At 63.7% G+C, this 20,846-nt stretch carries 14 protein-coding genes, 2 pseudogenes and 1 riboswitch; of the genes and pseudogenes, 7 read left to right on the plus strand and 9 right to left on the minus strand.

Going from position 1 to position 20,846, the window contains the following annotated elements; all coding sequences use genetic code 11:
* Positions 1 to 231: 231 nt before the first annotated feature.
* On the minus strand, positions 232 to 2,706 hold the full coding sequence (locus tag XAXN_RS06100; RefSeq protein ID WP_054318897.1) for an acyl-CoA dehydrogenase: 2,475 nt from the start codon (positions 2,704 to 2,706) through the stop codon (positions 232 to 234).
* The gene (locus XAXN_RS06105; RefSeq protein ID WP_054318898.1) at positions 2,703 to 3,626 is read right to left on the minus strand and encodes an alpha/beta fold hydrolase; all 924 of its coding nucleotides are present in this window, start codon (positions 3,624 to 3,626) and stop codon (positions 2,703 to 2,705) included. The genes XAXN_RS06100 and XAXN_RS06105 overlap by 4 nt, the downstream gene beginning before the upstream one ends.
* 136 nt (positions 3,627 to 3,762) lie before the next feature.
* On the opposite strand from XAXN_RS06105, the gene XAXN_RS06110 reads away from it, so the two are divergent.
* The gene (locus XAXN_RS06110) at positions 3,763 to 4,371 is read left to right on the plus strand and encodes a TetR/AcrR family transcriptional regulator (protein WP_054318899.1); all 609 of its coding nucleotides are present in this window, start codon (positions 3,763 to 3,765) and stop codon (positions 4,369 to 4,371) included.
* Positions 4,372 to 4,478: 107 nt separating this feature from the next.
* Here the strand turns inward: XAXN_RS06110 and XAXN_RS06115 are convergent, their stop codons facing one another.
* The 3 genes from XAXN_RS06115 to hslO all read right to left on the minus strand — a co-directional run bounded on the left by XAXN_RS06115 (position 4,479) and on the right by hslO (position 9,508).
* Positions 4,479 to 7,388 carry a TonB-dependent receptor domain-containing protein gene (locus XAXN_RS06115; RefSeq protein ID WP_054318900.1) on the minus strand — a complete coding sequence of 970 codons (2,910 nt, stop codon included), beginning with the start codon at positions 7,386 to 7,388 and terminating at the stop codon, positions 4,479 to 4,481.
* 242 nt (positions 7,389 to 7,630) lie between these two features.
* On the minus strand, positions 7,631 to 8,464 hold the full coding sequence (locus XAXN_RS06120; protein ID WP_033481266.1) for an XOO1806 family protein: 834 nt from the start codon (positions 8,462 to 8,464) through the stop codon (positions 7,631 to 7,633).
* 153 nt (positions 8,465 to 8,617) lie between these two features.
* On the minus strand, positions 8,618 to 9,508 hold the full coding sequence (gene hslO, locus XAXN_RS06125; protein WP_054318901.1) for an Hsp33 family molecular chaperone HslO: 891 nt from the start codon (positions 9,506 to 9,508) through the stop codon (positions 8,618 to 8,620).
* A 74-nt stretch (positions 9,509 to 9,582) separates the two neighbouring features.
* Between hslO and mtgA the strand changes: the two genes are divergently transcribed.
* The 3 genes and pseudogenes from mtgA to XAXN_RS06140 form a co-directional block, all read left to right on the plus strand.
* Entirely contained in the window at positions 9,583 to 10,329 is a 747-nt protein-coding gene (gene mtgA / locus XAXN_RS06130) for a monofunctional biosynthetic peptidoglycan transglycosylase (RefSeq protein WP_054318902.1), read from the plus strand.
* On the plus strand, positions 10,326 to 11,372 hold the full coding sequence (locus XAXN_RS06135; RefSeq protein ID WP_151425208.1) for a glycosyltransferase family 2 protein: 1,047 nt from the start codon (positions 10,326 to 10,328) through the stop codon (positions 11,370 to 11,372). Before mtgA ends, XAXN_RS06135 begins: the two co-directional genes overlap by 4 nt.
* Positions 11,353 to 11,508: pseudogene (locus XAXN_RS06140) on the plus strand (CBS domain-containing protein); the annotation flags it as partial. The gene XAXN_RS06135 and the pseudogene XAXN_RS06140, both read left to right, overlap by 20 nt.
* A gap of 54 nt (positions 11,509 to 11,562) precedes the next feature.
* On the opposite strand, the pseudogene XAXN_RS06145 reads toward XAXN_RS06140, so the two are convergent.
* The 4 genes and pseudogenes from XAXN_RS06145 to XAXN_RS06160 form a co-directional block, all read right to left on the minus strand.
* Positions 11,563 to 13,549 (minus strand): annotated as a pseudogene (locus XAXN_RS06145) (AsmA family protein).
* A 28-nt stretch (positions 13,550 to 13,577) separates the two neighbouring features.
* Positions 13,578 to 14,222: a PAQR family membrane homeostasis protein TrhA gene (gene trhA / locus XAXN_RS06150; RefSeq protein ID WP_054318904.1), complete on the minus strand. Its 645-nt coding sequence runs from the start codon at positions 14,220 to 14,222 to the stop codon at positions 13,578 to 13,580.
* 75 nt (positions 14,223 to 14,297) lie between these two features.
* The gene (locus XAXN_RS06155; protein ID WP_054318905.1) at positions 14,298 to 15,902 is read right to left on the minus strand and encodes a peptide chain release factor 3; all 1,605 of its coding nucleotides are present in this window, start codon (positions 15,900 to 15,902) and stop codon (positions 14,298 to 14,300) included.
* Between the two features lie 137 nt (positions 15,903 to 16,039).
* Positions 16,040 to 16,945 carry a M23 family metallopeptidase gene (locus XAXN_RS06160; protein WP_054318906.1) on the minus strand — a complete coding sequence of 302 codons (906 nt, stop codon included), beginning with the start codon at positions 16,943 to 16,945 and terminating at the stop codon, positions 16,040 to 16,042.
* Positions 16,946 to 17,072: 127 nt separating this feature from the next.
* Positions 17,073 to 17,193, plus strand: a riboswitch (SAM riboswitch).
* A 70-nt stretch (positions 17,194 to 17,263) separates the two neighbouring features.
* On the opposite strand from XAXN_RS06160, the gene metX reads away from it, so the two are divergent.
* The 3 genes from metX to XAXN_RS06175 are packed head-to-tail and all read left to right on the plus strand — an operon-like array spanning position 17,264 to position 20,594.
* Complete coding sequence (gene metX, locus XAXN_RS06165; protein WP_054318917.1) at positions 17,264 to 18,295, plus strand: homoserine O-succinyltransferase MetX; 1,032 nt, start codon at positions 17,264 to 17,266, stop codon at positions 18,293 to 18,295.
* The gene (locus tag XAXN_RS06170) at positions 18,292 to 19,509 is read left to right on the plus strand and encodes an O-succinylhomoserine (thiol)-lyase (protein ID WP_054318907.1); all 1,218 of its coding nucleotides are present in this window, start codon (positions 18,292 to 18,294) and stop codon (positions 19,507 to 19,509) included. Before metX ends, XAXN_RS06170 begins: the two co-directional genes overlap by 4 nt.
* On the plus strand, positions 19,506 to 20,594 hold the full coding sequence (locus XAXN_RS06175; protein WP_054318908.1) for a homoserine dehydrogenase family protein: 1,089 nt from the start codon (positions 19,506 to 19,508) through the stop codon (positions 20,592 to 20,594). The genes XAXN_RS06170 and XAXN_RS06175 overlap by 4 nt, the downstream gene beginning before the upstream one ends.
* The last annotated feature ends 252 nt before the right edge of the window (positions 20,595 to 20,846 follow it).

The raw sequence follows: 20,846 nt of genomic DNA on the forward strand, positions 1-20,846 counted from the left end.
CTTCTACAACCAACAGCGCCTCACCAGGCGCTGAAGAGGATGACCCCGGACGCGGCCTATGCCGCTACATTAACCGCATGACCTGAGCAGAAACCGGTAGGTCATTACATGGCCGCACAGACCGCAGCCGATGAAGGCTGCAGGCAGCAAGCTGGTGACAACACCCATCTCCACAAACAACGACGGCGGGCCGAAGCCCGCCGTCGTCTATTCACGCCCCAGCGTTACACCTTATGCGGCTTCGCGTGGCTGTTGCACCTGCGGCTTGTCGTAGAAGCTGGCCGCGCGCAACTCATGCGGATCGAAGTCGTCCACGGTGATGGTGTCCATCATGATCTCACGCAGCTCTTCCAGCAGCTTGCGCTCTTCCATGCTGATCACACCTTCGGCCACGGCTTCGTCCAGCTGCGCCGGGAAATCCAGCGCCTCGATGCCCTTGGTCTTGAGCGCCTTCAGGAACTTGCGCTCCACCGGTTCGGCCATCACCGCCTTGTTCAGGTAGCTGGCGATACGGCCGCCCGGATTGTTGGCGCACGGCGTCAGGAACACGCCGTTGGCCAGACGGTCGCGCGCCTCGTTCGGCGTCATCAACAGCGAAGCCACACGATGGCCGAGGCGGTCGCCCGGCGCTTCGGCGCGACGGCCCAACGGGAAGATCAGCACCCACATCAACCAGCCCACCGGGCGGATCGGGAAGTTGCGCAGCGCAGCCGACAGCGCGGTTTCGATCTTGTGCACGCTGTCGTGGAAGGCCCAGGCCAGCAGCGGCTGGTCGCTCGCCGGTGCGCCCTCGTCGTGATAACGCTTGAGGATCGCACTGGTCATGTAGATATGGCTCAGCACATCGCCCAGGCGACCGGACAGCGATTCCTTGAACTTCAACTTGCCGCCCAGCATCAGCATCGACACGTCGGCCATCAAGGCCAGGTTGGCCGAATAGCGATCCAGCTTTCGGAAGAATCGACGGGTATACGCATCGCCCGGCGCCGCACCGATGCGCGCACCGGTCAGGCCGAACCAGAACGAGCGCACCGCATTGGAAATGCCGAAGCGGATATGACCGAACAGGCTCTGGTCGAACTGCTCCAGGCCACGACGGGCATCGGGATCCTGCGCGGCCTGCATTTCCTTCAACACCCACGGATGGCACAGAATGGCGCCCTGGCCGAAGATCAGCAGGCTGCGGGTCATGATGTTGGCGCCTTCCACGGTCACGCCGATCGGCGCGGCCTGCCAGGCACGGCCTGCGAAGTTGCGCGGCCCCAGGATGATGCCCTTGCCGCCGATCACGTCCATCATGTCGCTGACCACTTCGCGGCCCATGGTGGTGCAGTGGTACTTGGCGATCGCCGACGGCACCGACGGCACATCGCCGCGATCCACCGCCGCAGCCGTTGCCTGCGACAGCGCACTGATCGCATAGGCCTTGCCGCCGATACGGGCCAGCGCTTCTTCCACGCCCTCGAAACGGCCCACCGACAACCCGAACTGTTTGCGGATGCGCGCATATGCACCTGTCACCACCGCCGCGGCCTTGCTGCCGCCACTGGCGGTGGAGGGCAGGGTGATCGAGCGACCGACGGCCAGGCACTCGTTGAGCATGTTCCAGCCCTTGCCGACCATCTCCACGCCACCGATCAGCTGGCTCAGCGGGATGAACACTTCTTCGCCGTGGATCGGGCCATTCTGGAACGGCGAATTCAACGGGAAGTGGCGGCGCCCGATTTCCACGCCCGGCGTTTCGCGCGGCAGCAGCGCCAGCGTGATGCCGATGTCCTTCTTGTCGCCGATCAGGCCGTCCGGGTCGTAGGCGCGGAACGCCAGACCGATCAGCGAGGCGACCGGGGCCAGGGTGATGTAACGCTTGTCGAAGGTCAGCTTGACGCCCAGCACATTTGCGCCATTCCACTCGCCCTTGCAGACGATGCCGTAGTCCGGAATCGAGGTGGCATCGGAGCCGGCGAACGGACCGGTCAGGCCGAAGCACGGCACTTCCGCACCGACCGCCAGCCGCGGCAGGTAGTAATCCTTCTGTTCCGGGGTGCCGTAATGCAGCAGCAGCTCACCGGGGCCGAGCGAGTTGGGCACACCCACGGTGGAGCTGACCACGCTGGAGATCGAGGACAGCTTCTGGATCACCTTGTGGTGTGCCAGCGCGCTGAAACCCAGGCCGCCGTACTGCTCGGGAATGATCATGCCGAAGAACTTGTTCTTCTTGATGAAGTCCCACAGTTCCGGCGGCAGGTCGGCGTGGACGTGGGTAATTTCCCAGTCGTTGATCATCTTGCACAGCTCTTCCACCGGGCCATCCAGGAAGGCCTGCTCTTCGGCGGTGAGTTGAGGCTTCGGATAGTTCAGCAGCTTCTGCCAATCCGGGTCACCGGTGAACAGTTCGCCTTCGAAACCGACCGAGCCGGTCTCCAGTGCGATGCGCTCGGTCTGCGACAGCGGCGGCAGCACCTTGCGGAAAAAGCCCATCAGCGGCGTGGTCAGCAGCGGCTTGCGCAGGAACGGCAGCAGCACTGGTGCGGAGACCAGCACCACCAGCGCGGCGGCCACGATGGTGGCGGTGAGATTGGCACCCAGCAGCCAGCACGCCACCAGGACACAGGCGCTGATCGCAACCCACGTGGCAAGGCGCGTCCGGTGATAGGCAGCGATACCCGCCGCCAGGATGACGAGGAGGAACGGTGCAATGATGCTCATGGTCTTGCTCCAGTGACATGCTCGGTAGTGTTGGACGCTGCGATGGTGCAAGCCGCCGACAGTGCGTCCAGATAATGCAACACGGTGGCGGTAAACGTGGTGTTGTCGTCGCCTGCCAGCATGTGCGTGGCATCGGGCAGATGCACATGTTGCGCATGCGGCGCGATGGAGAGGAATTCGGCGATGTTGGCGGGCGCCACCAGATCGCTGCGTCCGCCGCTGATCAGCAGCATCGGGCAACGCACCTGTGCTGCCGCCTCCAGCAATGCATGCTGCTGAAGCTGGGCATCCTGGCCGGCCAGCTCGTTGACCAGGCGTGGATCCCAAAGCCACTGCCAACGCCCATCGGCACGCTGCCGCAGCAATGCCTGCAGTTGGCCCGGCGTTTTTCGCGGCCGATGCGGCAGGTAGACGGCAATTGCATCGGCGGCCGCATCCAGCGATGCAAAACCGTCTGGATGCGCGGTCATGAAGCGCAGGATGCGCTCCACCCCCGTGGTGTCCCAGCGTGGTGTGATGTCGACCAGCACGATGGCACGAAACAGGCCCGGCCACCGCGCTTCGGCCAGTAGCCCGAACAAGCCACCCATCGACGCAGCAACCAGCACCGGTGGCTCAGGCTGCTCGCCGGCCAGCACGATCAGATCGTCGGTGAACTGCGCTGCCGAGTAGGGCAGGTCCGCCGCATTGGCGCTGGAATCGCCATGCCCGCGCGCGTCGTACGACAGGGTGCGGTAGCCCCTCTCAGCCAGCGTCGTGGCGGTGGCATCCCACGCATGTCGGGTCTGTCCAAAGCCATGCGCGAATAACACCGTCGGCGCATGTTCTGCACCCCGCATCGACACCGCGAGCACTGCATCACCAGCATTGACGCTGGACAAGGACGCAGTGGAGGCGAGGCTAGAGGGTAAGATGACCATACTTAATGGTATGGATGTGCTATGGCGGCTGTCAATACTCAATCGTATGGACGGTTAAGCCGCTGAATCATGGCACTGATATGTCAATTTCGTGATGCATACTGCAACTGACACAAGCGTATGGTTAAATCGCGGCATGAACGACACCATCGACTCCAGCCTCACCACGCCCCGCGCCAGCTCCGGTCGCGGCAATCGCCTCAGCGCGGACGATTGGGCACAGGCCGCGCTCGACCTGATCGCCGAGCAAGGGGTGGGCGCGGTTGCAGTCGAGCCGCTGGCGCGCCGGCTCGGCGTGACCAAGGGCAGCTTTTACTGGCACTTCCCCTCGCGCGACGCCCTGCTGCAGGCCGCCCTTGAGCGCTGGGAAATCTTCGAGCAAAAAGAAGTGTTCGGCAGTCTGGAAGACGTGCCCGACCCCAGCGCCCGCCTGCGCGCGCTGTTCCAGCTGGTTGCCTACGAAGTCAAACCGCACGTCATCTACAGCGAACTGCTCAAGGCGCTCGACCATCCGGCAGTACGCCCGGTCATCGACCGCGTCTCGCAACGTCGCCTCGATTACCTCATCGCCTCGTTCCGCCAGGCCGGCCTCACCCGCACCGACGCCCAACATCGCGCCCGCCTGGCCTACGCCGCCTACGTCGGCTTCCTGCAACTCTCACTGCAATTGCAACAGCCCAAGCCGGCCCGCGAAGATTTCGAAGCCTACGTCGAGCACGTGATCCAGACGTTGATTCCGGGGTGAGCTGACTTGTTGAGATTGAACGCTGAGTACCTGCTGTTCGCGCCGGCATGAATAAAAAAGGCGGGCCGCAGTCGGCCCGCCTTTCGAACTCGTAACGACACCTTCGCTTAGAAGGAGAACGTCACGCCCAGCGTGTAAAAACGACCGATCGCATCGTAGAAGTTCGGGAAGGTGTTGCCGCTGTTCTCAGTAGTGTTACCGATCGTGTTACCAACGACCGGCGCCTTCTTGTCGGCGAGGTTAGCCACCGATAGGTTCACTTCGGCATTGAAGGGTAGCTTGTAGTTCACGCCGAAATCAAAGTAGCTGTACGACGGGATTTCGCGGTAGCTCTCAAACCATGTACCGGTTTCAGGCTCCACTTCCATCTTGCTGCTGTAACGCCACGCCAATGACACCGACAGATCGTTGTAGGACCAGCTGGAACGCAGGATGGAGCGGTACTTCGAGTTGGGCGTGCAGCTGACGCTGTAGTAACCCAGGCAATCACGGTTTTCGGACTCGGGAGTGGCCTGCGATTCCAGCGTAGTCACCAAGGTTGCGTCATAGGCGAAGTTCAAGCGGCCCATCGCGCCCGGCAGATCGAAGCCATACTTCAGTCCGAGATCAAAGCCGTCGGTCTTCAGCGTACCCTGGTTGCTCAAGATCAGCGAAATGCCGCGAGACGTGGTGCCATTGAAGGTGCCTGTCAACGGCGACCGGCCAATCAGGGCGCAGTTGCTATTGAATGTCAGCCCAGGATTGAACGCAGAGTCATAGCAGCCGGAAACAACGTCATCGACGCTCTGAGAGGAGATGGTTTTTTCCATCTTAATCTTCCAGTAGTCCAGCGTCATGGCGAAGTTGGAGGTGGGGTTCCAGACCAAGCCAATCGTCTGGGTGTCCGCCTGCTCCGGAGTCAGCAGCAGGTTGCCACCGGTGAGGACATTAACCTGACCCGCGTTAGGTTGCGCAACCAGGCCAGCCGAACCTGCAGGAACGCCGGTCTGTACGCAGAGGTTGGACAGCGTGCCCGGCACATTCGCTTGTGCCGCGCTGATTGCTCCGCCGGCGCACGGATCGGTCTCCAGGTTATCCAGGCCGGTCACCTGAGGAGCGAACAGCTCACGAATGCCAGGTGCGCGGTTGGCGCGCTGGAACATGCCACGGAAACGAAGACTTTCGATCGGCGCCCAGTTAATACCGTATTTGAAGCTACCGTACTCGTCGCCGGTGTTTGCGCGGGTCTTGAAATCAGAATAACGGTAGCCGGCTTCCAGCGAGAGCGCGTAGACACCAGGTGCGTTATCGATCAGCGGTACGATAAATTCGCCAAACGCTTCGTTGATCGTAAAACTGCCCTGGCGATCCGGGATCGGGGCGCCGGTGCCCATGACTTCACCCTGGATCTGGCTCGGGCCGTCCGAACGCGTGCCAGCCGTTGCGCGACGATGTTCGGCGCCCACAGCGACGCCAATCGGATAGTCAGACCAAGGGCTCTTGAATCCACCTAGATCGCCGCTGAAGTTGAGCGCCGCGTTGTCTTGTTCAACGTTCTGGATTGAGAAAGCGCTCAAGTTAATAAAGTTAAGTGCTTCGGGCGAAACAGAACCTTCCGGACCCCAGACATTAAGCGGTACGCAGCCATTGCTCGGATCAACGCAGGTGGTGCCATCGAGAGACATCAACGCCTGACGGGTTTTGGACAGCGAGCCCCAGTTGCGAGATTCGGCGAGCCGCTCAGATTCACCGTGCGACCAGAAAGCGTCGTACTTCCAGTTATCGGTGATCGCGCCACGCAGACCGGCAGTCACCTGGAAGGTCTTGGTATCGAAGCGGTTGATGCGTGGGCCAAGCTCTGTCAGGCGACGGCCAATCGTTAGGTCTTCGATCATGGTCGCATTGCCCGGAACGCAGTTGGCAGCATCGATGCCATATGCTTGGCAGAGCTGCTGGCGGGCAGGTTCAGGAATCAAAGGGTTGCCAATCGGCATATCAAACGCTTCTTGGAACAAGCCGCTTGGTGCCAGAGATGCCTCCACGCGTGAGCGGGTGTAATTCACCTGGCCATATGCTTCAGCATGCTCGTTGATTTCATAACGGCCTAGCGCTGTTGCCTGATACCGATCGAGTCCGGTCTGGAAAAGATTGACCGGATTGAAATTATAAGTTTGGACGTCGCTGACGATTTGGCCAGTGGTGGGGTCGATCTGACCTCTGCCGTCGAGTGTGCCGTCATCACCTGGGGTACCCCATACGCCAGGCGGTCCAACGATCAGCGAAGGCACCGTGGTCCCTGAGCCCTGCGGGCGTCCGTTACCAGACGAGCGCGACACTTTGCCCCAGGCACGGTCGCCCTGGAAAACCGGGTCGACCTTGGTGTGACCAACGCTGAACACGACATTGCCTTTGCCGTCGGACGAGTTGGTGCCCATCGTGGCTTCGATGCGCTGACGCGCGCCATCGCCATATTTGGATTGACCGTAGGAGCTCTGCACTTCAACGCCTTCGAAGTCGCGGCGCAGGATGAAGTTTGCGACGCCAGAAATGGCGTCAGCACCGTAGACGACGGATGCGCCACCGGTCAGCAAATCCACACTCTGGATAAGCGCTACAGGAATCGTATTTGTATCAACGACGCCGGACAGATCGTAAGGAACGGGACGACGGCCATCAACTAGCACCAGCGTGCGGTTCGAGCCCAAACCGCGCAGGTCGAGTTCTGCCGCACCAGTGGCGCCATTGTTCGTACCAGGGCCCACGGTCGGCGAAACACTTGGCAGCTGCTTGACGAATTCTTCTACGGCAACAGGCTGCGTGCGCATGAACTCTTCACGCTCAATACTGGTAACCGGGCTGCTGGTGGTAAGGCCAGGTGTCGAGATACGGCTACCGGTGACGGTGATCGTGTCGAGCGTTGCTGCTTCATCAGCTTGCTTGGTCTGCGCGACCGCAGTCGCCGAAAGAACGGCATTGCCGGTGCCGAGCACCAATGCAAACACAACTGCATCGCGCAGTTTGTTGGACTTAAAATTCATTAGCTTTCTCTCCAAGTGATCTTGGGTACTGCCAAGGGTTGTTTTGCCTGCCGGGGGTCCGAAAAAAGCGGATCCAAAACGTCAGGGTGAACCGATGGTATATGCGTTGCGAGAGAAATTAAAGTCCCGTTAACGAAAAAGAAGGGGGTTGTGAAAGTGTCGGTCCGGCGCATGATCCGCAACGAAAAACGCCACCGGCCGGAGGCCAATGGCGTCTTATGAAAGGCTTTGCAATCAGTGGGTTACAGGTCTTGTTCGTATCTAACGTACGGAACGGTTCCGTCGCTGTTGCTCTCGTTGCTTGGTGCGAACGGATTCTTGCCTCGGGAAATGACGTTCTCGGCGCCAACAGTGAGCTGGCCGCTCCAGGGGGTGCGCCAGGTCAGGCCCAGGCCCAGGCCTTCCCACTTTTCGGGCTGGCCGGGGACGTCGACGACGCGGCCGATGACGTTTGCGCTGAAAGCGCCGTAGCCGCCGCCAACGCTTAGCGTCTTGCTGTCCCATTGGTCGGCAATGGCCGGGGACACATCGGCCAGCGGCACCAGGCGTGCACGAGCATAGGTGCCGCCGATCGAGACGAAGCCTTCGCGACCGATGTTCTTCTGCCCGAAGACGGTCAGGTCGTTTTGCTCGACACGCGTCAACGGGGCCTTGCCGGCGCCGATCAGCCAGGCGGGCAGGGTGTCGCGACCGGTGCCGGCGGTGACGCCGACCCGGCCGCTGCCGCGATTGAAGCCCAGCGTGCCGGACACGCGGCGCGAGGCCGCTGCGCTGTCTTCTTCGTCATCGCCGATGCCTGCAAGCAGGCAGTGGCTGGCAAGACCACTGATGTTGGTGCCGCGACTGCTGTTGCAGAGCAGGCCAAGCGAGTCGCCGGAGCTCAGGCCAAATGCGGCATCGAGCGAGTTGCGACCGAAATGCCAGCGCGCACCTGCCTTTTGCTCGCCGGTCGGCTCCAGGTACAGAAAGGCTTCCACCTTGCCGCTGCCCTTGTTCCACACCGGCAGGATCGTGCTCTCGCGCAACTGCTGCGCCGACTGCGCGTGCACGCCCGTGGCCGCCGCGAGGGCAACCATCAAAGATAGCGGGAGGCGCAGTAGATATCGCATACCAGAGGTCAGACCCAGGGGCAGTTGTTAAGTTCCCGAGAGCGGGCAAGTAGGATGCTAGGGTGTTTATGATTATTTAACAAGTGGTTGCATGCCCCCAGGACGCAACCGTCATCCTATCTATTGCAACCTTTCCGGCGCTTCCTGCGAGGGCTGCGCTGCGTTGAAAAGTACGTCCAGCGCGGTCAACGGAAAGTGATACTCACGACCGCAGAATTCGCAGCGCACCTCGACTTCGCCAGTCGCCTCGGCGGCCGCGCGTGCCTCCTCTTCGCCCAGCGATTGCAGCATCGAGGCAACCCGCTCGCGCGAACACGAGCAGCCAAAGCTGAGTGGCTTGCTGCCGAGCAACTGCGGCTCTTCTTCGTGGAACAGGCGGTGCAGCAGGTCCTGGCCGGCGACCGAGAGCAGCTCCGGTGCGTCCAGGGTGTCGAACAGGGCGCCAATCCGGGTCCAGCCATCGGTGTCGCCTTCATCGCCGGGGAGCTTCTGCAGCAGCAGGCCGGCGGCCTGATCCGGGCCAGCGGCCAGCAGCAAGCGCGTCGGCAACTGTTCGGACTGCTGGAAATAGGTTTCGAAGGCTTCCGCCAGATCCGGTGCCTGCATGCCGACCAGACTTTGGTAGCGTTGCGGCTCGCGCGGGTCCAGGCCGGGGTTCTCGATGGTGATTGCCAGCAGCGCGGCCTCGCCCAGTTCGCGCAGGTCGGTCGGCGCATCCGCGCCCTCGGCCAGCTGCACGATGCCGCGCAAGGTGCCGGCGGCGGTGCATTCGGCAAACAGGGTGCGCAAGGTGTCGTTGCCGCGCAGTTGCACCGACAGGCGCCCGTCGACCTTGGTGTGGCCGGTGAACAGTGCAGCGGCCACCGCAGCTTCGCCGAGCAATTGGCGCGCGGCAGGCGGGTACTCGGCGGCACCCTGGATGTCGTGCCAGGCCTTGGTCAGGCGCACATGGACGCCGCGCACGCCAGCGGCGGGCAGCAGGAAACGGGAAAGCTGATCGTGATCGGTCATGGAAACATCGGGCGTAAGGGACGCGGGTTGCCGGATAATGCGGCAAGCATCGGGATTGAAGGTCGTAGCAAACAATGGGGACGGATGCATGGGATGGCAAGCAGGCGCCGCCGCCGCGGCGCGCGCGACGGTGGGTGCGCTGGCTGATGGCGGCCCCGCTCCTGTTTGCAGCGGCGAGCGTGCTGCAGGTGCTGATCTTGCGGGTGGTCGATCCGCCGATCAGCAGCATGATGGTGGGGCGTTACCTGGAAGCGTGGGGCGAGGGCGACTGGAGGTTTTCGCTGCATCAGCAGTGGCGTGATTACGAGAAGATAGCGGCAAGCCTGCCGATTTCGGTGGTGGCTGCGGAGGATCAAGAGTTCCCGATGCACCACGGTTTTGATTTGCAGGCGATCGAGAAGGCGCGCGATCACAACGCCCGCGGTGGACGCGTACGCGGTGCCAGCACCATCAGCCAGCAGGTCGCCAAGAATGTGTTCCTGTGGCAGGGCCGCAGTTGGGTGCGCAAGGGCCTGGAAGCCTGGTACACGGTGTTGATCGAGCTGTGCTGGCCGAAGCAACGCATTCTGGAGATGTATCTCAACGTGGCCGAGTTCGGCGACGGGGTGTATGGCGCGCAAGCGGCTGCGCAGCAGTTCTGGAGCAAGGATGCGGCAGGTTTGTCGCCAGCCGAATCGGCACGCCTGGCAGCGGTGTTGCCTTCGCCACGGCGCTATGACGCGCGTCGTCCCGGTGCATTCGTGCAGCGACGTGCCGCCTGGATCCAGCGGCAGGCACGCCAGTTGGGCGGCCCTGCCTATCTGCAGGCGCCATCACGGTGAGCATGATCGAGAATGCCCAGTTGCAGCCCGCACCCGAACGCCTGACGGTGCTCATCGCGGCCTTCAACGAAGAAACCAGCATCCCCCTGCTGCATCCGCGACTGTGCGCGGTGTTGGCGCAGTTGGATGGGCTGCAGACGCACGTGCTGTATGTCGATGACGGCAGCACAGATGGCACCTGGGAGGTGCTGCATGCGCTGACCGAAGTGGATGCGCAGGTGAGTGCGGTGCGGTTGTCGCGCAATTTCGGCAAGGATGTGGCGATTTCTGCCGGACTGGACCACGTGCTGCCGGGTGCGGTGGTGTTGCTCGATGCCGATGGCCAGGATCCGCCGGAGTTGATCCCGGAATTCGTCGCGCTGTGGCGGGGCGGCTACGACAACATCTTCGGTACGCGGGTCATTCGCGAAGGCGAGAGTTGGCTCAAGCGCAGCGCTGCGCATGCGTTTTACCGTGTGATCCGACGCTTGTCGCGCACCCCGATTCCTGCCGATACCGGCGATTTCCGCTTGCTGTCCCCACGTGTCGTACACGCCTTGCAGCAACTGCGCGAACGTCACCGTTTCATGAAGGGGCTCTTCGGCTGGGTCGGTTTTCGCCAGGTGGCACTGCCGTATCGGCGTGAGCCGCGGCTGTCCGGGCACAGCAAGTTCACGGTATGGCGGCTGTGGAATTTCGCACTCGATGGCATTACCAGTTTTTCGACGGTGCCGCTGCGTGCGGCCACGTATCTGGGCCTGCTTACCGCGGTGCTGGCGTTCCTGTTCGGCGCCTGGGTCGTCATCAAGGCCGCGCTGATGGGCGACCCAGTGGCCGGTTGGCCGACGCTGATGTCGGTGATCCTGTTTTTGGGGGGCGTTCAGCTGATTGCCCTGGGCCTGATTGGCGAATACCTGGGCCGCTTGTACGACGAGGCCAAGCAGCGCCCGCTGTATCTGGTTGATACCCACCGCGGCGCGGTGGGAGTAGGCTGCGATCACCAAACCAAGCGCGGAGCGGGCCATGTAGACCGTACGACAGCTGTTGGGGACCAAGCAGGTTGAGGTATTTGCGGTTGCCGCCGATGCCGCGGTGATCGAGGCGATTCGCCTGATGGCCGAAAAGGCCATTGGCGCGGTCTTGGTGATGGAAGGGCAGCGCTTGGTCGGTGTCGTTTCCGAGCGTGATTACGCGCGCAAGGGGCAGGATATCGACCAGCTGCAGCGTTACATCGCCAGCTGACGCTGCGCTGCCTTACTGCGCGTACTTGCCGCCGCAATCGCTGTCCTTGCCCGGGCCCGGTTCGAAGGTCGCAAGCAGGGCGGCCGGCGGTGCGATGCTGCCGAGTGCGACCGCGATCGCGCCGCGCACGCCGAGCGCCTTGAAGTCGGGGCGGAAGCTTGGGTCCTTGAAGGTGCCGCCGATTCGCAGCGGCGAGCGCAGGCTGAGGATGCTGCGATCTTTTGGGCGCGGGCGAAGCAGCAGATCGAGCGTTTCGTTCTTCAGGCTGATGTTGCCTTCGCCGACGATGATGGTGTCGGTGCTATCGAAGGCCAGTGCCCGCGACTGCATCAGCCCGTCCTGCACGCCGAAGTCGCCGAAGATGCACCGCACCGGGATCTGCCGGTCCTTGGTGAGCATGTATTTCAGCGATTCGGCGATGTCCAGGCCGGCCAGCTCCATGATCAGGTTGCCGACATGGCCGCGGCCCATGCCGACGCCGATGCTGCCATCGGCGCTGCCGAGCATCGCGGCGATGGAGTTGCCGCGGCCACGCAGATCCAGCTCGCCACCGATCGCACCGGAGGCCTGCTTGGCGAGCGCGGCAACGGGAAACAGCTGATCCAGGCGAATGCCGCGAATGCTGGCTTTCAGTTGGGTGGTGATGACTGCACTGCGCGCATCCATGCCGATGGTGGAGCGGATGTCGCCGCCGGCGACGCCGAAGTTCAATGGATCCAGCTGCAGCAGGCCGTCCTTCAACGTCAACGAGGCATCCATGTCGTCCAGTGGCCAGGACGGTGCGTTGATGCGCTGTGCGCGCCAACGCACCTGCGCGTCCATTGCACGCAATTTGGACAGGTCGTACGGCGTGGTGGGCAGAACGCGCGCGCTGGCGGCGAGCTGTGCGGCGTGCTTTTTCTGCTCGGCGTTTGCCGATTCGTTGATTCCGGTCTTGGGCGGCGCGCCGACGAAGCCGGCCAGGTCGTCGAAATCCAGCCGTTTGGAAGCCAGGTCTGCGCGCAGGAACGGGCGCTCGTGACGCAGGTCGATCTCTGCAGTGCCGGAAAGATCGCTGTCGCCGGCAATGCCGGTGAACTTTTCATAGCGCCAGACATCGCCATCGCGGCGTAGGCGGCCGTCCAGCGTGTAAGGCGGCGTGGATGGCATCGCGACACCGATCAGCGGGTACAGGCCTTCCATATCCTGGCCGCTGAGCGCCATATGCAGGTCAAACACCCGGAACTGAAACGGATTGGTCAAGGTGCCGCGCACATGCGTCCGCGTGGCGCCGGCGCTGCCGCGCAGATCGATGCGGAAAGGATGTTCGCTTTGGCTCAATTCCAGCGGCGAGGCAGTATTGCCCTTGAGCGAGAACGGATAGCCTTTCCAGCGGCCCTTGCCGTCGATGCCGATTGGCGCGGCATGCTGGTCGCTGCTTGGCGGTGCCAGGCTGTTGATGGCCACATCCACATCCGAGCGGCTGACATCGTCGATGTATTGCAGCCGCCCGTTGTTCACCAAAAGGCGGCCCAGGCGCGGCATGCTGCCGTCGCCATCGCTCTGGTCGAAGACCCAGTTGCCTGGGTGGCTGTCGTTACCGGCTTCCAGCAACAGCGTGGGGTGCTCCAGCCGGAGCTCCGGCAACCGCAGCTTGCCGCGCAGCAGCGGCCAAGAACTCGACGTCGATCTCGGCCGCGTTCAGCTCGGCCATCGCGCCGCGCTTGGACCATGATGCATTGCCCAAACTCAATCGCTCGCCGCGTACGGTGGTAATGCGGCCTAGATCGACTTCCAGATGACCCAGATGAAAGTCGCGCCCGGTCTTCGCACTGACCGCGCGTTCGACCGGCCCGCGTAGCCAGTTCCAATCGAACAGCAGGACGAAGATCGCCACGAGGGCAGCAACGACGCCGAGCCCCATCCACCAGCGGCGACGGTGGGCTACGCGGGCGGGCGAAGGGGCAGGAGAGGAGGGCACGTTGTTCACGTGCGCAATGGTTGGCAATGGCCCGTGCATGGCGCGCGAACGCGCCGGTGGCTACGGATCACATCACCTGTGCAATCACCGCAACGAAGTGGCAAGCGCTACCGGCGAGCACGAACAGATGCCAGATGGCGTGGAAGTAACGCTGGGTATCGCGTTGATAGAAATACGTGCCCAACGTGTAGGAGAGCCCGCCAGCCAGCAGCCAGCACAGCGACCAGGTGTCGACAGAGCGTAGCAGCGGCTCGATGGCCACGATGATCAGCCAGCCCATCGCCAGATACAGCACCGTCGAGAGCAATCGAAAGCGACCGGTAAAAAACAGTTTAAAGATCAATCCGGCGGCGGCGATCGTCCAGATGGCGGCGAACAATCCCCAGCCCCAGGGGCCGCGCAGATTGATCAACGTAAACGGCGTGTAGGTGCCGGCGATCAGCAGATAGATCGCACAGTGATCGAGCACCTGCAGGCGCGCCTTGGCGCCTGGATGCGGAATGGCATGGAACAGCGTGGAGGTGACGTAGAGCAATACCAGCGTGGCACTGAACACGATGGCGGTGGCCAGTTGCCAGCCATCGCCATAGATGGCGGCCAGCGTGATCAGCACCGAACCACCGGCCAGTGCGGCAATCGCACCCAGGCCGTGTGTGACGGCACTGGCGATTTCGTCGCGCAGGTCGGTCGAGCGGGAGGCGTCTGCGTTCATCCCAAAAAGGTACCGCAATTGCGAGCAATTCGCATCGCCAGCGGTGCCGCACGCTTGCTGCAGGTCACGCGCAGGTCAATCGATCGCCTTGACATGCGCATGTTCGCGGGTAGCCGAGAAGCGCACATCCGGCGCGCGTTCCTGTGCCAGCTGCAGATTCACGCGGGTCGGTGCTAGGTAAACCAGTTCGCCGGCCGCGTCGACGCCCAGGTTGCCGGCATTTTTCTCGCGAAATTCTTCCAGCTTCTTGGGGTTGTCGCAGTGCACCCAGCGTGCAGTGGTGACGCTCACCGGCTCGAAGATCGCATCCACGCCGTATTCGTCCTTGAGCCGGTACGCGACCACGTCGAACTGCAGTACACCGACCGCGCCCAGGATCAGGTCGTTGCTCATCAACGGGCGGAAGAATTGCGTGGCGCCTTCTTCGGACAGCTGCGCCAGCCCCTTCTGCAATTGCTTGAGCTTGAGCGGATCGCGCAGGCGCGCGCGGCGGAACAGTTCCGGCGCGAAGTTGGGAATGCCGGTGAATGAAAGCGATTCGCCTTCGGTGAAGGTGTCGCCGATGGAAATGGTGCCGTGGTTATGGATGCCGATGACATCGCCCGGCCACGCTTCGGCGGCGATCTCGCGATCGGACGCCATGAAGGTCAGCGCGTTGGCCAATTTGACGTCCTTGCCGCTGCGCACATGCAGCGTCTTCATGCCGGCAGTGAACTTGCCAGAGCACACGCGCATGAAGGCCACCCGGTCGCGGTGCTGCGGATCCATGTTGGCCTGGATCTTGAACACGAAGCCGCTCAATTTGGCTTCGGTCGGCTCCACGCGGCGGCCGGTGGTCTCACGCGTCTGCGGTGGCGGTGCGTGTTCGACGAAGAAATCCAGCAATGGTTGCACGCCGAAATTGTTGACGCCCGAGCCGAAGAACACCGGGGTCTGCTGGCCGGCGCGGTAGGCGTCCAGATCGAACGGGTTACTGGCACCTTGCACCAGCTCCAGCTCCTCGCGCAGCTCGGCCAGCATCTGCTCGCCGATCTTCTCGACCAGGCCGGGCGCCTCCAGCGAGGGGAAGATGGTGGAATCCTGACGGGTGAAATTGCGCCCCTGTTCGTACAGATGCACTTCGCCGGAGATCAAATGCACCACGCCCTTGAGGCGCTGGCCCATGCCGATCGGCCAGGTGACCGGTGCGCACTGGATGCCGAGCACGGTTTCCACTTCATCCAGCAGATCGATGGGATTCTTGCCCTCGCGATCGAGCTTGTTGATGAAGGTCATGATGGGCGTGTCGCGCAGACGGCAGACTTCCATCAGCTTGATGGTGCGTTCTTCCACGCCCTTGGCCACGTCGATGACCATCAGCGCCGAGTCCACCGCGGTGAGCACGCGGTACGTGTCCTCGCCGAAGTCGGCGTGGCCGGGCGTGTCGAGCAGGTTGACGATCTTGCCCTCGTACGGGAACTGCATCACCGAGGATGTCACCGAGATGCCGCGCTCCTTTTCCAGCGCCATCCAGTCCGAGGTGGCATGGCGTGCGGCCTTGCGGCCCTTCACCGAGCCGGCCATCTGGATCGCGCCACCGAACAGCAACAGCTTTTCGGTCAGCGTGGTCTTGCCGGCATCGGGGTGGGAAATGATGGCGAAGGTGCGCCGGCGCGCGGCTTCGTTGGAGACTTCGGACATGGGCGGGGGCGCGCCCGGTCGGACGCCTGCGGAAACTGAGGAAGCCGACGATTATAGCGGCTTCGCTGCGGCACGCTTTTGCGGCAGGGGTGGGACTGGGCGATTTGGGCGGCGGACCTCGGTCGGGCCGGTCGCGGTCAGGGCGCCGGCGAGGGAAACTGCAGTTCGCCCTGTGGGCCGAGCATGCGGAACGGCAGCGAGAGCAACTGCATGCCGGCATTGCGCTGGATTGCGAAATGCAGGTGCGGCGCGGTGCTGAAGCCGGTATTGCCCGAGTCGCCAAGCCGCTCGCCGGTGCGCACCGCCTGGCCCGGTCGCACGGCCACGCCATCGGGCGCCAAGTGGGCGTACAAGGCCATGCTGCCGTCGGCATGCAGGACGCGCACCAGGTTGCCGCCGCCAGCGGCGGGGTTGGTCGGGGTGCTGTCGACCACATCGCGCTGCACTTCCATGACCACGCCCTCGCGCGCTGCCAGCACCGGCGTACCTTGCGGCATGGCGAAGTCCACCGCATACCAGTTGGGCGGATCGGCGTGGCTGAACTGCCCGCCAAAGCCCTGCGCCACCTGCACCGGCACATTGTGGAATGGCAATTGATAGCGCACCGGCTGCGGGGCGGCCCTCGGATCGCCCGGCACCACCTCGAGCATGAGCCCGAAACCGCCCAGGGTGCGCTGGTTGCTGGCCGGATACAGCCGGGTCACCAGGCGGCGCTCGTGGGCGGCCAACTCGAGCGTCAGCGGTAATTGCGGCACGGCGCGGTAATCCTCGCTGGGTGGGGCGCTCAGGCGCAGTTGCGCAGGCCCGGCCAGCGGATTGGTGACCCAGGCCAGATACACCGGTGCCTGCCATTCCAGCTGCAGCGAGGCGCCAATGCCTGTGGCCGCCGTTCCGGGTTGTGCGTCTGGTGTCTGGGTCGATTGCTTTGCAGCGCCGGGCCAATGCCAAGGCTGTTGTGCGTGTGCCGCAGGCGCCCAGGCCGGCAGCAAGACGCATGCCGCGATCAGGGCGGGCAGGGCAGTGCGAGACACGTGGTAGGGCACGCCATCGACTCGAGCAAGGGGGAGCAAGTATGCGGCCCAGCATGGACCGGAGTGGTATCGGATGAAAATATATCTTTCTATCCGCATGAAGAGATTGACATCGCAAAAATCCGGTGGCATCTTAGCCTCACCATCGAGACCGGCGGAGGGACAGGCCCTTTGATGCCGGGGCAGCCAGCGGAGCGCGCAAGCGCCCGCGTTTGGTGCCAAATCCTGCGGGGGCCTCCGCGTCCGCCGAAAGATGGTTCGAATCGTGCCTTGCGCACGTCGAACGCGAGCTCCGCGAAGCTCGATGGCCGATCCACCCTGGATACCGCCATGAGCCTCGTGAACACAGCATCGCCGTCTACCAACGATTTCGTCGACACCCCCGCCAGCAGCGACGACGGCATCACTGCCGTGCGCGGCGAACTCGTCATCGCCCTGCCGATGCGCCATGCCGGCATGCGCGAGCTGCGGCTGCGCTATGAACTGATCGGCGCGGCCAGTGCGCCGGTGGTGTTCGTGGCCGGCGGGATCTCCGCACACCGCCATCTGGCCGCCAGCGCGCTCTTTCCCGAAAAGGGCTGGGTGGATGGGCTGGTCGGCAGTGGCCGCGCGCTGGATCCTGCTGCGCGGCGCCTGCTGGCGTTCGATTTTCTCGGTGCAGACGGCAACCTGGACGCGCCCATCGATACCGCCGACCAGGCCAATGCGATTGCCGCCTTGCTGGACGCGCTGGGCATCGGACGCTTGCACGGTTTTGTCGGCTATTCCTACGGTGCGTTGGTGGGCTTGCAATTCGCAATTCGCCATGCGGCCCGTGTTGGCACCTTGATCGCGGTGAGCGGTGCGCACCGCGCGCACCCGTACGCCGCGGCCTGGCGTGCCCTGCAGCGCCGCGCAGTGGCGCTGGGCCAGCTGCAGTGCGCGGAACAGCATGGCCTGGCGCTGGCGCGTCAGTTCGCCATGCTCAGCTACCGCACCCCGGAAGAATTCAGCGAGCGCTTCGATGCGCCGCCGGAGGTCATCAACGGCCGCGTGCGTGTGGCCGCCGAGGACTATCTGGACGCCGCCGGGGCACAGTACGTGGCGCGCACGCCGGTGAACGCGTATCTGCGCCTGTCCGAATCCATCGACCTGCATCGCATCGACCCCGCGCACGTCCGCGTGCCCACCGTCGTGGTGGCGGTAGAGGGCGACCGCCTGGTGCCGCTGGCCGACATGGTCAGCCTGGTCGAAGGCTTGGGCCCGCGCGGCAGTCTGCGCGTGTTGCGCTCGCCGTATGGGCACGACGCCTTCCTGAAAGAAATCGATCGCATCGACGCCATCCTCACTACCGCCCTTCGCAGCACCGGAGAAACCGCATGAGCTTTCGTGACCCCACCGACGCCCCCTGTACTGCTGCCACTGCCGCCGTGCGTGCCGGTATCGATCGCGACACTGCCTACGGTGCCGTGACCCCGCCGATCGTGCTGTCGTCGAATTTTTCGTTCGATGGTTTCGGCAACAAGCGCCAGTACGACTACACCCGCAGCGGTAATCCGACCCGCGATCTGTTAGGCGAAGCGCTGGCCGAACTGGAAGGCGGCGCGGGCGGGGTGATCACCTCCACCGGCATGGGCGCGATCAATCTGGTGCTCAACGCGGTGCTGCAGCCCGGCGATACGCTGGTGGTGCCGCACGATGCGTACGGCGGCAGCTGGCGCCTGTTCAATGCATTGGCCAAGAAGGGCCACTTCGCGCTGATCACCGCTGATCTGACCGATCCGCGTTCGCTGGCCGATGCCTTGGCGCACTCGCCCAAGCTGGTGTTGATCGAAACCCCGTCCAACCCGCTGCTGCGCATCACCGATCTGCGCTTCGTCATCGAAGCTGCAAAGAAGGTCGGCGCATTGACGGTGGTGGACAACACCTTCCTGTCGCCGGCGCTGCAGAAGCCGCTGGATTTCGGTGCCGATCTGGTGCTGCATTCCACCACCAAGTACATCAACGGTCATAGCGATGTGGTGGGCGGTGCAGTGGTGGCGCGCGATGCCCAGCTGCATCAGCAATTGGTGTGGTGGGCCAATGCATTGGGCCTGACCGGCTCGCCATTCGATGCCTTCCTTACCTTGCGCGGTCTGCGCACGCTGGATGCGCGGCTACGCGTGCATCAGGAAAACGCCGATGCGATCGCTGCGCTGCTGGACGGGCATGCGGCGGTGAATCGGGTGTATTTCCCTGGTTTGGCCTCGCATCCGGGCCACGCGCTGGCCGCGCGTCAGCAGAAGGGCTTCGGGGCGATGATGAGTTTCGAACTGGAAGGCGGCGAAGCGGCCGTGCGTGCGTTCGTCGATGGCTTGCGTTACTTCACCCTGGCCGAGTCGCTGGGCGGTGTGGAAAGCCTGATCGCGCATCCGGCCTCGATGACGCACGCGGCAATGACCGCCGAAGCGCGTGCGGCAGCCGGCATTTCCGATGGGTTGCTGCGCTTGTCGATCGGGATCGAATCGGCCGAAGATCTGCTGGCCGATCTGCGCGCTGGCCTGGCCCGTGCCGAAGCGACCCTGACCACCGCCAGCCGCAAACAGGTCGACGCGTGAGCAATGTCTTGCCCGTTTCGCGCCGCGCTTCGGTTGATGCAGTGACGCCTACGCCGCGGCTGGCCTTGCTGGGGACCGGCACCGTGGGGCGCGCTTTCGTGGCGCGCTACACCGCGCTGCAGCAGCGCCAACTGCGCTTGCCGCGCTTCGATTGGCTGGCCAATTCGCGCATTGCGCATGATTGCGGCGTGAGTGCCGAGCAGGCCCTGCAGCACGCCAATGCGGCGCCGCGCGGGCAGACGGTCTTGCAGCCGTGGGCAGAGACCACCGCGCTGCGTGCCGGCGATGTGCTGGTGGATGCGACTGCCAGCGATATCGTGGCCGATTGGCATGTCGAATGGTTGCAGCGCGGTGTGCATGTGGTCACCGCCAACAAACTGGGCCAGGGCACCGCGTTGTCGCGTGCGCAGGCGCTGCATGCGGCCCGTCATGCCAGCGGCGCGTCTTACGGCGACAGCGCCACTGTGGGCGCCGGGCTACCGGTGTTGAGCAGCGTGCGCGCCTTGGTCGCCGGCGGCGACCATATTCATTCGATCGAAGGCGTGTTGTCCGGTTCGTTGGCCTGGCTGTTTCATCGCTACGAGGGCAGTGGCGCGTTTTCCGCCTGCGTGCGCGAAGCGATGGCGGCTGGCTATACCGAGCCGGATCCACGCATCGATCTTTCCGGCGAGGATGTGCGGCGCAAGCTGCTGATCCTGGCGCGTGCCGCAGGGTGGCAGCTGGAGGCCGAGCAGGTGCATGTGGAATCGCTGGTGCCTGCCACGATTGCCAAGCTGCCGCTTGCTGAACTGGATGCGCAGCTGGGCGCGCTGGATGCGGTGGTGGGTGCACGTTGGCAGCAGGCACGTGCGGCAGGGCGTTGCTTGCGCTTTGTCGGTCGCGTGGACGCGCATGGAGCGAGCGTGGGACTGCGCGAATTGGCGCTGGATCATCCGTTGGCAGGCGGTGCCGGGACCGACAACCGGGTGGCGATCAGCAGTGACCGCTATCGCGCGCAGCCGCTGTTGATCCAGGGGCCGGGCGCAGGCGCCGAGGTGACAGCGGCCGCGTTGCTGGATGACGTGCTGCGGATTGTGGCCGGCTGATGACGTGACCGAGCTGACTCCGGTGCCTTGCCGTGCGCTTTGCGGCGGTGCGGATGCGTGTGCGCGATCGACGCTGCGCGTGCCGACGCGCTGGAAGGTCGGATGCGCGGGCTTCAGGCGGCCGATCGTTCGATCCAGGCATGGTCGCAAGATGATCGGATGCCGGATGGGTGCATGATGGATCAAAGTTGGCGCGCGGGTTTCCAACTGCCGGCACGCTGACTGCTGTGCTGGCGCCATCTGCCCATCGGT

Origin of the sequence: Xanthomonas axonopodis, assembly GCF_001304695.1 — a bacterium.
Classification (GTDB): Bacteria; Pseudomonadota; Gammaproteobacteria; order Xanthomonadales; family Xanthomonadaceae; genus Xanthomonas; species Xanthomonas axonopodis.